We start from the raw sequence: 14,498 nt of genomic DNA on the forward strand, positions 1-14,498 counted from the left end.
CAGCGGCCTTCAAACTGGAAACGCTTTATTCCATCGCGCCACGGCTGCACCAGCCCAACTCGACGATCCCGGCATTTATAACCGCGAAGTTTGCCACAACATCGGACACTTGGCGCCTATCCCGCACAAACACCTTCCCTGTGGCGAGCGAGCAAGCTCGCTCGCCACAGTTGCTTGCCGCACGTCGGTCACGCTTCGACCAGGCTCCATTGCTTGCTCAGGCGCTTGTCGGAAATCGGTACCTTGGTGCCCAACTGCTGGGCAAACAGCGAAACCCGGTATTCCTCCAGCCACCAGCGATACAGCTCCAGCTGAGGGTCGCGCTTGCCTTCCTGGGCGTGTTTGTTCAGGCGGTTCTGATACTGGCTCCACAAACCGCCCAACTCGGTACTCCAGACCCGGTCCTTCTGCACCTGGCTTGGCAATTTCTCCAGGCGCAGCTCGATGGCCTTGAGGAAGCGCGGCAGTTCCTTGAACCATTGCGCCGGAGTTTCCCGTACGAAGCCGGGGTACACCAGATTGCTCAGTTGCTGCTTGATATCATTCAGCGCCACCGCCTGGGCCAGGTCAATCTTGCCCTTGAAGCGTTTTTGCAGGCCATGCCACAGTTTCAAAATTTCGAGGGTCAGGCGCGCCTGGCGCTCGGCGTGCTCGGTCCAACTGCCACGCTTGCGCTCGGCCAGGGCGGCCAGGCCGGCGCCGTCCCGCGGCAGGCTGGCTTCGCCTTCCAGCACGCAACTGTCGAGGCTGGCCAACAGAATGTCTTCCACCAGGGCTTCGATACGCCCCAGCTCGCGGTACATCAACCCCAACTCGGTCAGGCCCGGCAATTTGCCCCGCAGGAACTTTGCCGGCTCGGCCAGTTGTTGCAGCAGCAGGCGCTGCAAGGCTCGACGGTGCTGGAACTCAGCCTCGGCAGCGGTAGAGAAACGCCCTTCCTTGACCGTGCCGTTTTCTTCGACCAAGGCCGGATACACCGTCATCGAAAGCCCGGCGATGTTTTGCTGGGTTTTCTCGGCCACCGCCGCGAACACCTTGGCCTCCACCGGCTGCTGGCTCTTCGCAGTCTGCGGCACCGCCAACGCAGCTTGGCTGGCCTCGGCGAAACGCGCGGTCAACTCGGCCAGGTCGCGGCCTTCACCGAGGAACTTGCCCTGGCCGTCGACCACTTCCAGGTTCATCTTCAGGTGGCTCTCCACCTGCTGCGCAGCCTCGGCCCAGGCTTCATCGCTGACCCGTGCCCCGGTCATGCGCAGCAGCTCACGCCCCAAGGCCTGAGGCAACGAGCCTTGGCCGAACTCGATACGTTGCAACGCCGCCTTGACGAAATCCGGCACCGGCACGAAGTTCTTGCGCAGGGCCTTGGGCAAGTTGCGCACCAGGGCAATGCACTTGGCCTCGATCACACCCGGCACCAGCCATTCCAGGCGCTCGGGTGGCAAGGCCGGCAACAGCGGCGCCGGCACGCGCAGGGTCACACCGTCCCGTGGATGGTTGGGTTCGAAGTGATAACTCAAGGCCAGGGCCAGGTCGCTCAGGTGCAAGGTGTCGGGGTAATGGGCGGCGGTGACTTCACTGGCCTCGCGGGCCAGCACGTCTTCTTCGCGCATGATCAACAGCTGCGGGTCTTTCTGGCTGTTGACCTTGTACCAACTGTCGAAGGTCGCGGTCTGGTGAATCTCCGCCGGCAGGCGCGCATCGTAGAAGGCGTACAGCGTTTCCTCGTCCGCCAGGATATCGCGCCGGCGGGCCTTGGCTTCCAGTTCGTCGAGCTGCTCCAGCAATTGCTGGTTGGCCGTCAGGCAGCGGGCCCGGGACTGGATCTCGCCGCGCACCAGGCCTTCGCGGATAAACAGCTCGCGAGACGTCACCGGATCAATCGGCCCGTAATGCACCGGCCGGCGCCCGACGATGATCAACCCGAACAGGGTGATCTGCTCAAACGCCACCACCTGGCCGCGCTTCTTTTCCCAATGGGGTTCGAAGTGGTTTTTCTTGATCAGGTGCCCGGCCAACGGCTCGATCCAGTCGGCGTCGATCTTGGCCACCATCCGCGCGTACAGCTTGGTGGTTTCCACCAGCTCGGCGGTCATCAGCCATTGCGGACGCTTCTTGCCAATACCCGACGACGGGTGAATCCAGAAACGCCGCTGACGCGCGCCGAGGTAATCGCCCTCTTCGGTCTTCTGGCCAATCTGGCTGAGCAGGCCGGACAGCACCGCCTTGTGCAGTTTCGGGAAGTCCGCCGGTTCTTTGTTGACGGTCAACTGCATGTCGCGACAGATCAGGCTCAACTGGCGGTGGGAGTCACGCCATTCCCGCAGGCGCAGGTAGTTCAGGAAATTCTTGCGGCACCAATTGCGCAGCGGGCTGGCGGTCAATTCCTGGCGCTGCTCTTCAAAACCACGCCACAGGTTCACCAACCCGGCGAAGTCCGAATCCGCGTCCTTCCATTGTGCGTGAGCCTGGTCGGCGGCTTGCTGGCGCTCCGGCGGACGCTCGCGCGGGTCCTGGATCGACATGGCGCTGGCGACGATCAGCACTTCCTGCAGGCTGCCAAGCTTGGCTGCCTCCAGCAACATGCGGCCCATGCGTGGGTCCACCGGCAGACGCGCCAACTGGCGGCCCATCGGTGTCAGCTGGCTGTTGCGGTCAACGGCGGACAACTCTTGCAGCAGGTTGAAACCGTCGCTGATGGCCTTGCCGTCCGGCGGCTCGATAAACGGGAAATCGGTGATCTCGCCCAGGCGCAGGTGCAGCATCTGCAGGATTACGGCCGCGAGGTTTGTGCGAAGAATCTCGGGGTCGGTAAATTCCGGGCGCCCGATAAAATCCTCTTCGCTGTACAAGCGCACGCAGATACCGGGTTCGACCCGCCCGCACCGGCCTTTACGCTGGTTGGCACTGGCCTGGGAAATCGCCTCGATCGGCAGTCGCTGCACCTTGGCCCGGTAGCTGTAGCGGCTGATGCGCGCGGTGCCACTGTCGATCACATAACGAATGCCTGGCACGGTCAGCGAGGTTTCCGCGACGTTGGTCGCCAGCACCACACGCCGGCCTGGGTGCGACTGGAAAATCCGCTGCTGCTCCGCCGGTGACAGGCGCGCATACAGCGGCAGGATTTCAGTGTGCTTGAGCTGGGCCTTGCGCAGCATGTCGGCAGCGTCGCGAATCTCGCGCTCGCCGGGCAGGAACACCAGCACATCGCCGGGGCTCTTGCGCTCGCTGCGCTCGAAGGCGGCGATCTCATCGAGGGTGGCGAGAATCGCCTGGTCGACGGTCAGGTCGTCCTCGACGCGGTTGCCCTCCTCGTCCTGCTCCAGGGTCAGCGGGCGGTACCAGGTCTCCACCGGGAAGGTGCGGCCCGACACCTCGACAATCGGCGCATCGTCGAAGTGCTTGGAAAAGCGCTCCAGGTCGATGGTGGCCGAGGTGATGATGACCTTGAGATCCGGGCGACGCGGCAGCAGGGTTTTCAGATAACCCAGCAGGAAGTCGATGTTCAGGCTGCGTTCGTGGGCTTCGTCGACGATGATCGTGTCGTAGCGTTCGAGGTAGCGGTCGTTCTGGGTTTCGGCCAGCAGGATACCGTCGGTCATCAGCTTGATCAGGGTGTTGGAATCACTCTGGTCTTCAAACCGCACCTGATAACCCACCAGGGAACCCAGCGGCGTCGCCAACTCTTCCGCGACCCGGCTCGCCACGCTGCGCGCCGCAATCCGCCGCGGCTGGGTGTGGCCGATCAGGCCGTATTGGCCGCGGCCGATTTCCAGGCAGATTTTCGGCAACTGGGTGGTTTTACCCGAACCGGTCTCACCGGCAATGATCAGCACCTGATGCTTGAGCAACGCTTCCTTGATCTCGTCACGCTTGGCGGCGATCGGCAGGCTGTCGTCATAGCGAATCACCGGCAGGCTGGCGCGCCGCGCCGTCACCTGGGCGCAGGAGGCCTGCATCCGCGTCACCCACTGCGCAAGTTTTTCCTCATCGGGTTTCTTGCGCAGCTCAAGCAGCTGCCGCCGCAAGCGGTGGCGGTCGGCGAGCATGGCGTGATCGAGGTTTTTCAGCAGTTGGTCGATAGCGGGCGCTTGGTCAGTCATCAGGTACGCAAAGGTCGTCTATGTAGGCAGGGGGCGGATTGTCGCAGAAAAGCGCCGCCGCGCGCTCCCCTCATTCATTGTCCAGGCCCTTGCGCCGGTAAGGAAACACATCGATTACCTTGCCGGCGCGAATCGCCTCTTGCAGGCCTTTCCAGTAGTCGGCGTTGTACAACTCGCCGTGCAGTTCGTCGAACAGGCGGCGCTGGCCGGAATCAGCAAACAGGAATGGCGGAAACTCCTCGGGAAACACGTCCAGCGGACCGATGGAATACCAGGGCTCGGAGGCCATTTCATCTTCCGGGGTACGCGGCGCCGGGATGTGGCGGAAGTTGGCCTCGGTCAGGAAACAGATTTCGTCATAGTCGTAGAACACCACGCGACCGTGGCGGGTGACGCCAAAATTCTTCAGCAGCATGTCGCCCGGGAAAATATTCGCCGCCGCCAGTTGCTTGATCGCCAGGCCGTAGTCTTCCAGGGCTTCGCGCACCTGGGCTTCGTTGGCGTTTTCCAGGTAGAGGTTCAGCGGGGTCATGCGCCGCTCGGTCCAGCAGTGGCGGATCAGTACCGTATCGCCTTCGACTTCGACGGTACCGGCGGCGACTTCCAGCAGTTCGGCCAGGCATTCAGGTTCGAATTTGCTCAACGGAAAACGGAAGTCGGCGAACTCCTGGGTGTCGGCCATGCGCCCTACCCGGTCGACACTTTTCACCAACCGGTACTTCTCGATCACGGTGGCGCGGTTGACGTTTTTCGACGGTGAAAACCGGTCCTTGATGATCTTGAACACGGTGTTGAACCCCGGCAGGGTAAACACGCTCATGACCATGCCGCGCACGCCCGGCGCCATGATGAACTGGTCATCGGTGGTGGCAAGGTGGTTGATCAGCGCCCGGTAGAATTCGGATTTGCCGTGTTTGTAGAAGCCGATGGAGGTGTACAACTCGGCGATGTGCTTGCCCGGCAGGATGCGCTTGAGGAAGCCGATAAACTCCGCCGGCACCGGCACGTCCACCATGAAATAGGAGCGGGTGAACGAGAAGATGATCGACACATCGGCCTCGTCGGTGATCAGCGCGTCGATCTGGATGCCGCGCCCTTCGCGGTGCAGCAGCGGGATCACCAGCGGCCACTGTTCGTCGCGGGTGTAGATGCGTCCGACGAGGTACGCGCCTTTGTTGCGGTACAGCACCGAGGAAAACAGTTCGACGTTGAGGTCCGGGTCCTTGCACACCCAGTCCGGCAGGTTTTCGCGCAATTGCACCTCCAGGCGGCGCAGGTCGGCGGGCAAGTCGGCGTAGGGTTCGCTGAAACTGTAGTCGGCGAAAATCTGCTCCAGCATGCCCGCCAGCTTGCCGCCCGGCCTGTAGGTGCGGGTTTGCGCCGCCCGGGCGCGGCGCAGGCTGGGCCGGGTGGTGTGGATGAACATGCAGCCATCGCTGATCAGGTCATGGCTGAACAGGCCGCAAAACGTCGAGTTGTACCAGGTCTCGGACAGCTCATCGTCAAACCGCAGGTCGATCAGGCTGATGTAGGCACTTTTCACCAGCGGCCAGGCGGCAATGTCGAGCAACACGGCTTCATCGAAAGCCGCCCGCAGCCGCGCCGTGACTTCGCTGACCTTCTCTTCGTAAAGATTGATGCGCGCAGCCGATGCCGCCTGCCCTTGCTGCCACTGCGCCTTTTCAAAACGCTCCCGGGCGCCGTCGGTGATCTGGCGGAAGTGCTCGCGGTAGTCGTCGAAGCCGTCGAGGATCATCTGCGCAATGTCGAGGGCGGGCGTTGGCTGCGGCATTCGGGAAACCTCTGCGGGCATTTGGAGTGAGCTGAGCTTAGCCAGTGTGCGGGAACAGGAGAAGGATCATTTTTCATTCAGACTTGTACAAGAGTGTTCATTTCGTACATTTATTTACTCTTTATTTAATTCGACTAACTGGTCAACAAAAAACCCGCGCGTCACCCTCCCCGCATTAAACGTTTCATCTACAGGCCTTGTGTGACGTGGCCTGCCTGTGCGAGCCGGGATAAATAAGAGTCTTTGCTCTACTGCTCCGGTACTGGTGGCTTCTCGACCATTGGATCCAACGTAAGGGAAACCCTGACTACCCTAGCTAGTGGCACTTTGCTATATAGCGCGCCCTCTCCCACCTAACAAGGTCAGAAGACCGATCCGGGATCAGGTTCTAACCGCCAAAGGAGCATTGAGATGTCATTGAGGAATATGGGGATCGGCCTGCGCGCCAGTCTGAGTTTTGGGGTTTTGGCCAGCCTGTTGATCGTGGTCGGCCTGTTTGGTTTAGGCCAGATGGCCAAGCTGCGGGAAAGCGCACTGATCATCGAAGAGTCGTGGATGCCGAGTATTGAAAACATTCACGACAGCGCCGCCTGCGTCGCCAGCATCCGTCTGGAAGCGTTGCGCTTGCTCACCACCGATGAGTCCCGGGTGCGTGACAACAGCAAAAACCTGATCACCCGCCAGCGTGGCGACCTTGAAGAACTGCTGAACCGTCACGAAACCCTGCTGAGCAACGAGCAGGAACGCGACCTGCTCAAACAGTTGAAAGCCAACGTTGCGAGCTATATGACGATCGTCGGCCAGATGATTCAACTGGTCGACCAGGACCAGCAGCAAAACGCCATGGACCTGCTCAACAGCCGCCTCGCCCCCCAAGGCATGGTCCTCAATAAAAGCCTGGAAGACATGATCACTTTCAACCAAAAAGGTGTGGAAGACGCCGCAACATCGGCGGCGCAGATGTACACCAGCGCCCAATGGGTGGTCGGCACCATCATCGTCACCGCCCTGATGGCAACTTTACTGCTGGCCTGGCTGCTGACCCGCAGCATCACCGCGCCCATTGGCCAGGCACTGACAGTGGCCCGCACCATCGCCTCCGGCGATCTAAGCCGGCCGATCGTCGTGGAGGGCAAGGATGAGCCGGCGCAACTGCTCACCGCGCTGGCCACCATGCAGGCCAACCTGCAGGAAACCATCCGTGGCATCAGCGAATCGTCGCAGCAGTTGGCATCGGCGGCGGAGGAGATGAGTTCGGTAATGGAGCAGAGCACCCGCGGCCTGCAAGCGCAGAACGACGAGATCGAACAGGCTGCCACCGCCGTGACGCAGATGAGCGCGGCAGTCGATGAAGTGGCGGGCAATGCGGTTTCCAGCGCCGAAGCCTCCAAGGCCTCCGACGAAGACAGCAAGCACGGTCACTACCAGATCAGCGAAACCATCAGCTCGATCCAGAACCTGGTGGACGAAGTCCTCGGTGCCTCGACCAAGGCCGAGGGCCTGGCGGCGCAGGCCCAGGACATCAGCAAGGTGCTTGAAGTGATTCGCGGGATTGCCGGGCAAACCAACCTGCTGGCACTCAACGCAGCGATTGAGGCGGCACGCGCGGGCGAGGCCGGTCGTGGTTTTGCCGTGGTGGCTGACGAAGTGCGCTCCCTGGCACAACGCACCCAGGACTCCACCGAAGAAATCGAGCAGATGATCAACGGTATCCAGCAAGGTACCCAGGACACCGTCGGCGCCCTGAACAGCAGCGCCGAACACGCCGGCCAGACCTTGCAGCGGGCCAACAGCGCCGGCAGTGCACTGGAGAAAATCACGGCGGCAATCTCACAGATCAGCCAGCGCAACCTGGTGATCGCCAGCGCCGCCGAGCAGCAAGCGTTGGTGGCTCGTGAGGTGGACCGCAGCCTGGTGAACATCCGGGACCTGTCGACGCAAACCGCCGCCGGTGCCACCCAGACCTCGGCGGCCAGCCAGGAACTGTCGCGGCTGGCGGTGGACCTCAATGGCTTGGTGACGCGTTTCGTGCTGTAAAACATGTATTAGCGATTGTGTCAGACAGGTCGGTGGGCAACACTTCCGCCCTTATCAAACTGGAGTTCCTCCGTGAGACCTGTCGACACCCTGCACCTGTTGGTGCTGGCCGCTATCTGGGGCGCGAGTTTTTTGTTCATGCGAATTATCGCGCCGGAAATCGGCACCCTTCCTACCGCGTTTTTCCGGGTGTCGATTGCCGCCACCGGCCTGCTGGTGATCCTCGCCATGATGCGGGTGAGTTGGGATTTCCAGGGCAAGTTCAAGACGGTCCTGTTGCTCGGGGTGATCAACTCGGGCATTCCCGCAACCATGTATTCAGTGGCGGCCCAAGTGCTGCCGGCCGGTTACTCGGCGATCTTCAATGCCACGACGCCACTGATGGGCGTGCTGATTGGCGGGTTGTTCTTCAGTGAGCGCCTCACGCCGTCGAAAATCGCCGGGGTATGCCTGGGCCTGTTCGGCGTTGGCATCCTGACCCGCGCCGGGCCGGTGGCCTTCGACATGGAATTGCTGATGGGTGCGCTGGCATGCCTGTTGGCGACCACCTGCTATGGCTTTGCCGGCTTTTTGGCACGCCGCTGGCTCGATCAACAGGGCGGGCTGGACAGTCGTCTCGCAGCCTTGGGCAGCATGCTCGGGGCCACGCTGTTCCTGCTGCCGCTGTTTGCCTGGAGTGCCATCAGCCATCCACCGGTCAGCTGGGGTGGCTGGCCTGTATGGTTGTCGCTGCTGGGGTTGGGGCTGGTATGCACGGCGTTTGCCTACATCCTGTACTTCCGCTTGCTGACGTCCATCGGCCCGGTGAAGTCGATGACCGTGACCTTCATGATTCCGCCATTCGGGGTGTTGTGGGGCGCGTTGCTGCTGGATGAGCCGTTGTCCATGGCGCATCTGTATGGCGGGTTGTTGATTGCGGGGGCGTTGTGGCTGGTGCTTCGGCCGGGGAAATTGGCCCGCAAGCTGTAGGAGCTTTTTGGCTCCTACAGCATTGGGTTTATCAGCCCTTACGGAACACGAAAGCCAATCCGACGATGATCAAGCCCATCCCCAGCAAGCTCAACATTGCCAGCTTGTTGCCGAAGATCAGGTAGTCCATCACCGCCGTCACCGCGGGCACCAGGTAGAACAAGCTGGTGACATTCACCAGGTTGCCCCGGGCAATCAGCCGGTACAGCAACAGCGTCGCCAGCAATGACACCACCAGCCCCATCCACAGCACCGGCACGAAAAAGCCGGTGTTGTGTTCAAAGTGGAACGGCTGGAACGGCACAAACACCGAGCACAACAGCAAGCCGGCCAGGTATTGCACAGGCAACGTGCCCAACGGGTTATCGGTGATGCGCTTCTGCATGATCGAACCAAAGGTCATGCTGGCCAGGGCCAACAGGCCAAAAAGCATGCCTGCCAGGGACATGCCGGACATCCCGATGCCCTGGTACACCACCATGATCAACCCCGCCAATCCCAGCGCGAGGCCGAACATCCGGCTCCAGGAGCGCCGGCGCTCCATCAACACCACGGTCAGGATCGGCTGCACGCCCATGATGGTTGCCATCATGCCGGGCGTGACTTTGAGGTCCAGGGCCAGCAGATAGAAAATCTGGTAGGCCCCCAACAGCACCAGCCCGGTAGCCGCCGCGTAAAGCATCGGCTTGCCGGGACGCGGCAACTTCAGCTTGAGGATCGGTACCAGTATCACCAACCCCGCCAGGGCGATGGCGAAACGGATCAGCAGAAACGCAAAGGGTGAAGCGTGGGCCAGGCCCCATTTGGAGAAAATCGCCCCGCTGCTCCACAGCAAGACAAACAGGCTCGTCGAGGCCGCCGCGGCCACGGATTGTTTCGAAAGAACAGACATGGATACCACCTGTGATCAGGCAAAAAGCCAACTCAGCAACAGCTGAAATTCAGTAGGTTTTTTCAGGCGGGCACAGGGGAACAGCCATCAGCTGATCAGCCCGAAATGCCAACACCCGGCGGTGATACGACTGCGTACACCGGCGTGCTACTGACAGGTGGGGGGTAGTGACTGATCTGCGCAGGCTGCTGGCTCCCGCACGGCACGACCGCAGCGTTGACCGCTGAATCGACTACCGCTATGCGCAGGGAAGCTGGCATGTGCTGATCTTTTATGAAGGGATGAACAAGGTGTCTGGAAACACCTGCGGCCGACTATAACCAGCTGGGGACATGCTTTGCAATAACTTCGCCCGTACAAATCCAACTCATAAAAAAACCGCTCATCGGAGCGGTTTTTTCGTGCCTGCAAACGCCTTAACCAAATAACCAATACCCCAGCGCCGTCAGCACCACCACCGCCAGCACTGGCCGCAGGATGCGATAAGCCTTCGGATGCTTGCGCTTCCACTGCTTGACCACGCCACTGAAGCTGTCGCTGAAGCGCTTGCTCCAGGCATACGCCTGGTTGATCCCGCCAACGCGTTCGTCATCCAGGTTCTGCGGCGCGGTGGCGCGCCCCAGTTGCGCGCTGACCCAACGGTTGATGCGGGTCATCAGGCGGTTGCTCAGCGGGCGTTCGATGTCGCAGAACAGGATCACCCGGGTGTGCTCGGTTTCGTTCTTCACCCAGTGCACGTAGGTCTCGTCGAACATTACGTCTTCACCGTCGCGCCAGGCGTACACCTGGCCGTCGACGAAAATACGGCAGTCGTCGGAGTTCGGCGTGGACAGCCCCAGGTGATAACGCAGGGAACCGGCAAACGGGTCACGGTGCGGGTTGAGGTGGCTGCCACCTGGCAACAGGGCGAACATCGCGCCCTTGACGTTGGGAATGCTGCTGACCAGGGCCACGGTTTTCGGGCACAGCAGTTCAGCCGACGGCAACGGTTTGTCGTACCACTTGAGGTAGAAACGCTTCCAGCCCTTCTTGAAGAACGAGCCGAAACCGGCGTCGTTGTTCTTCTCCGCGGCGCGGATGTAGCCCTCGTCGAACAGGTGCATGGCCTCTTCGCGAATCACTTCCCAGTTGTCCTTGAGCACGTCCAGCTCCGGGAACTTGCTGCGGTCCAGGTACGGCTTGGACGGCACGGCGGAGAAGATGTACATCAAGGCGTTGTACGGGGCGAACAGCGCTGAATGGTTGACGAACTGACGCAACATCGGCAAACGGGCCTTGCCACGCAAATGCACATACAGCGTGCTGCCGATAAACAGCAGCAACACCGACAGTTTGGCGGCCAAAGAAAAGGTCATGCAGCAACTCCTGGAAATAGGCGTCTGGCCATTAGCCTCCCGTTAAGGGGAAACCAGACGTAGCAGCCGGCCATGATAAACACTCCGGGCCTCGGGAAAAACCCGCGCACTCCAACAATCAGCATCTAGCGGTGCGCGATAACGGGCCAATTATGCATAAGGGCCACGCCATCGCGCTGATTTGAATCAAGCCTGGTTTTCCTGATCGGTGAACAAATCGGCGAACAGCATGCTCGACAGATAGCGTTCACCGGAGTCCGGCAGCACCACGACGATGGTCTTGCCCTGCATTTCCGGCTTCTCCGCCAGTCGCACCGCCACGGCCATCGCCGCGCCGCAGGAGATACCACACAGAATCCCCTCCTCCTGCATCAGGCGCAACGCCATGGCCTTGGATTCTTCGTCGCTGACCAGTTCGACCCGGTCGACAATCGACAGGTCGAGGTTCTTCGGCACAAAACCGGCGCCGATACCCTGGATCTTGTGGGGGCTGGGCTTGATCTCTTCACCGGCCAGCGCCTGGGTAATCACCGGCGAACTGATCGGCTCGACCGCCACCGACAGGATCGGCTTGCCCTGGATGTTCTTGATATAGCGCGACACCCCGGTGATGGTGCCGCCAGTGCCCACGCCCGCTACCAGCACGTCCACCGCGCCATCAGTGTCATTCCAGATTTCCGGACCGGTGGTTTTCTCGTGGATCGCCGGGTTGGCCGGGTTTTCGAACTGGGCCGGCATAAAGTACTTGGCCGGGTCGCTGGCAAGGATTTCGCCGGCTTTTTCAATCGCGCCCTTCATGCCCTTGGCCGGCTCGGTCAACACCAGTTCGGCGCCGAGGGCCTTGAGCACCTTGCGGCGCTCGATGCTCATGGAGGCGGGCATGGTCAGCAACAGCTTGTAACCACGGGCGGCGGCAACAAATGCCAGGCCGATCCCGGTGTTGCCGGAAGTCGGCTCGACAATGGTCATGCCCGGCTTGAGTTTGCCGCTGCCTTCGGCATCCCAGATCATGTTTGCGCCAATCCGGCACTTCACCGAATACCCCGGGTTACGCCCTTCGATCTTGGCCAGGATAGTCACGCCACGCGGCGCGATACGGTTGATCTGAACCAGGGGCGTGTTACCGATGGAGTGCGCGTTGTCTGCAAAAATGCGGCTCATGACGGGTCCTTAAGGCAATTTCAGGAAGGCCCCAAGGGTATGCCTCGTGCTGCAAGGCGTCCAGTCAAGCGAACGTCCGGCGGCGCCAGCAGTCAATCGCCTACACGGATGGAGAATTTTCCTATGAAACGTCGCTACAGTTGGCCGCTCTGGACCCTCGTCGGGGTCGTGGTACTGCTGGTCGTCCTGGATATCGCCCTGCCCTATCTGGTGCGCAATTACCTGAATGACAAACTCGCCGACATGGGCGATTACCGCGGCCAGGTCACCGATGTCGACCTCGCACTGTGGCGCGGCGCCTATCGGATCAACGGCCTGCAGATCGTCAAGGTCGACGGCAAGGTGCCGGTACCGTTCGTCAAGGCGCCGGTGATCGACCTGTCGGTCAGCTGGCATTCGCTGTGGTACGACCACGCAGTGGTGGCCGAGGCACAGTTCATCAAGCCGGAGCTGAACTTCGTCGACGGCGGCACCAACAAACAGGCGTCCCAGACCGGTCAGGGCACCGACTGGCGGGCCCAACTGAGCAAACTGTTGCCGATCACCCTGAACGAGGTACGCATCGACGACGGAAAGATCGCGTTCCATAACTTCAGTTCGAAACCGCCGGTCAATATGTACGCGACCCAGGTCAACGCCAGCTTCTACAACCTGACCAACGTGGTGGATGTCAAAGGCCAGCGCGACGCGCGCTTCGACGGCAAGGCGCTGTTTCTGGGCCAGGCACCGCTGGAAGCCACCGCCACGTTCGACCCCTTGAGCAATTTCGAAAACTTCGAATTCCGCTTCCGGGCCCGGGATATCGAACTCAAGCGCATGAATGACTTCGCCTCGGCCTACGGCAAGTTCGACTTCAATGCCGGCACCGGCGACCTGGTGGTGGAAGCCCAGGCCGAAAAAGGCCAGTTGACCGGCTACATCAAGCCTTTGCTGCGCAATGTCGAAGTGTTCAACTGGCAGCAGGATGTCGAGAACAAGGACAAGGGCATCTTCCGGTCGATCTGGGAGGCGGTGGTTGGCGTCAGCGAAACCGTGCTGAAGAACCAGCAGAAAAACCAGTTCGCCACCCGCGTGGAGCTCAGCGGCAACGTGCACCAGCAAGATATCAGCGCGTTCCAGGCGTTTTTGCAGATTTTGCGCAATGGTTTTGTCCAGGCCTTCAACGCCCGCTATGAACAACCCAAGCCCTCGACAGATTGATCTTCAACGTGACTGCCCATTCAGAGACTGAATAGCCCGTCTGCGTTCACAGTCGCCGGGGCTGCGCGGTATAGTCGGGCCAAGCTGATTACTCGCCCGCTTCGGTCCTGCACCGTTCGGCGTCACGTTCGAGGATTGATAGATGAAGTTCGAAGGCACCCAGGCCTACGTTGCCACCGATGACCTGAAACTGGCCGTCAACGCCGCCATCACCTTGGAGCGGCCACTGCTGGTCAAGGGCGAACCGGGCACCGGCAAGACCATGCTCGCCGAGCAACTGGCCGAATCCTTTGGCGCCAAGCTGATCACCTGGCACATCAAGTCCACCACCAAGGCGCACCAGGGCCTGTACGAGTACGACGCGGTGAGCCGCCTGCGAGACTCGCAACTGGGCGTGGACAAGGTGCACGACGTACGCAACTACCTGAAAAAGGGCAAGCTCTGGGAAGCCTTCGAGTCCGAGGAGCGGGTCATCCTGCTGATCGACGAAATCGACAAGGCCGACATCGAGTTCCCCAACGACCTGCTGCAAGAACTCGACAAGATGGAGTTCTACGTCTACGAAATCGACGAGACCATCAAGGCCAAGAAGCGCCCGATCATCATCATTACCTCCAACAACGAAAAAGAGCTGCCGGACGCGTTCCTGCGCCGCTGCTTTTTCCACTACATCGCCTTCCCGGACCGCACCACTCTGCAAAAGATCGTCGACGTGCACTACCCGGACATCAAGAAAGACCTGGTCAGCGAAGCCCTCGACGTATTCTTTGACGTGCGCAAAGTACCGGGCCTGAAGAAAAAACCGTCCACCTCCGAACTGGTGGACTGGCTGAAACTGCTGATGGCCGACAACATCGGCGAAGCGGTACTGCGCGAGCGCGACCCCACCAAGGCCATCCCGCCCCTGGCCGGTGCCCTGGTGAAGAACGAGCAGGACGTGCAGTTGCTGGAACGCCTGGCGTTCATGAGCCGTCGCGGTAACCGATAAGGGC

General features: G+C 60.9%; 9 protein-coding genes. 4 read left to right on the top strand and 5 right to left on the bottom strand.

Annotated elements, in window-relative coordinates; translation table 11 throughout:
- Window positions 1–188: 188 nt before the first annotated feature.
- Entirely contained in the window at window positions 189–4,100 is a 3,912-nt protein-coding gene (hrpA, locus tag HX873_RS14875) for an ATP-dependent RNA helicase HrpA (protein WP_177122848.1), read from the bottom strand.
- Window positions 4,101–4,170: 70 nt separating this feature from the next.
- Entirely contained in the window at window positions 4,171–5,892 is a 1,722-nt protein-coding gene (aceK, locus tag HX873_RS14880) for a bifunctional isocitrate dehydrogenase kinase/phosphatase (RefSeq protein WP_177022938.1), read from the bottom strand.
- 426 nt (window positions 5,893–6,318) lie between these two features.
- Here aceK and HX873_RS14885 point away from each other — a divergent pair, with 426 nt between their 5' ends.
- Both HX873_RS14885 and HX873_RS14890 read left to right on the top strand, forming a co-directional pair.
- On the top strand, window positions 6,319–7,929 hold the full coding sequence (locus HX873_RS14885; RefSeq protein ID WP_371315697.1) for a methyl-accepting chemotaxis protein: 1,611 nt from the start codon (window positions 6,319–6,321) through the stop codon (window positions 7,927–7,929).
- 72 nt (window positions 7,930–8,001) lie between these two features.
- Window positions 8,002–8,898: a DMT family transporter gene (locus tag HX873_RS14890; protein WP_003210695.1), complete on the top strand. Its 897-nt coding sequence runs from the start codon at window positions 8,002–8,004 to the stop codon at window positions 8,896–8,898.
- 31 nt (window positions 8,899–8,929) lie between these two features.
- On the opposite strand, the gene HX873_RS14895 is transcribed toward HX873_RS14890, so the two are convergent.
- From HX873_RS14895 to cysK, 3 genes are all read right to left on the bottom strand, one after another.
- A complete protein-coding gene (locus tag HX873_RS14895) occupies window positions 8,930–9,790 on the bottom strand; it encodes a DMT family transporter (protein ID WP_023659095.1) in 861 nt (286 codons plus the stop codon).
- 416 nt (window positions 9,791–10,206) lie between these two features.
- Window positions 10,207–11,145, bottom strand: a complete 939-nt coding sequence (locus HX873_RS14900; protein ID WP_003210693.1) for an aspartyl/asparaginyl beta-hydroxylase domain-containing protein — start codon at window positions 11,143–11,145, stop codon at window positions 10,207–10,209.
- 186 nt (window positions 11,146–11,331) lie between these two features.
- Window positions 11,332–12,306 (bottom strand): cysteine synthase A, encoded by a 975-nt coding sequence (gene cysK / locus HX873_RS14905; RefSeq protein ID WP_087692564.1) that lies wholly within the window; start codon window positions 12,304–12,306, stop codon window positions 11,332–11,334.
- Window positions 12,307–12,429: 123 nt separating this feature from the next.
- Here cysK and HX873_RS14910 point away from each other — a divergent pair, with 123 nt between their 5' ends.
- Entirely contained in the window at window positions 12,430–13,506 is a 1,077-nt protein-coding gene (locus tag HX873_RS14910; RefSeq protein ID WP_087692565.1) for a DUF748 domain-containing protein, read from the top strand.
- Window positions 13,507–13,648: 142 nt separating this feature from the next.
- Window positions 13,649–14,494, top strand: coding sequence for a MoxR family ATPase (locus HX873_RS14915; protein WP_003210690.1), 846 nt, complete (start codon window positions 13,649–13,651; stop codon window positions 14,492–14,494).
- Window positions 14,495–14,498: the final 4 nt, after the last annotated feature.

The sequence above is a fragment of the Pseudomonas sp. P7758 genome (assembly GCF_013386485.1).
Taxonomy (GTDB): domain Bacteria; phylum Pseudomonadota; class Gammaproteobacteria; order Pseudomonadales; family Pseudomonadaceae; genus Aquipseudomonas.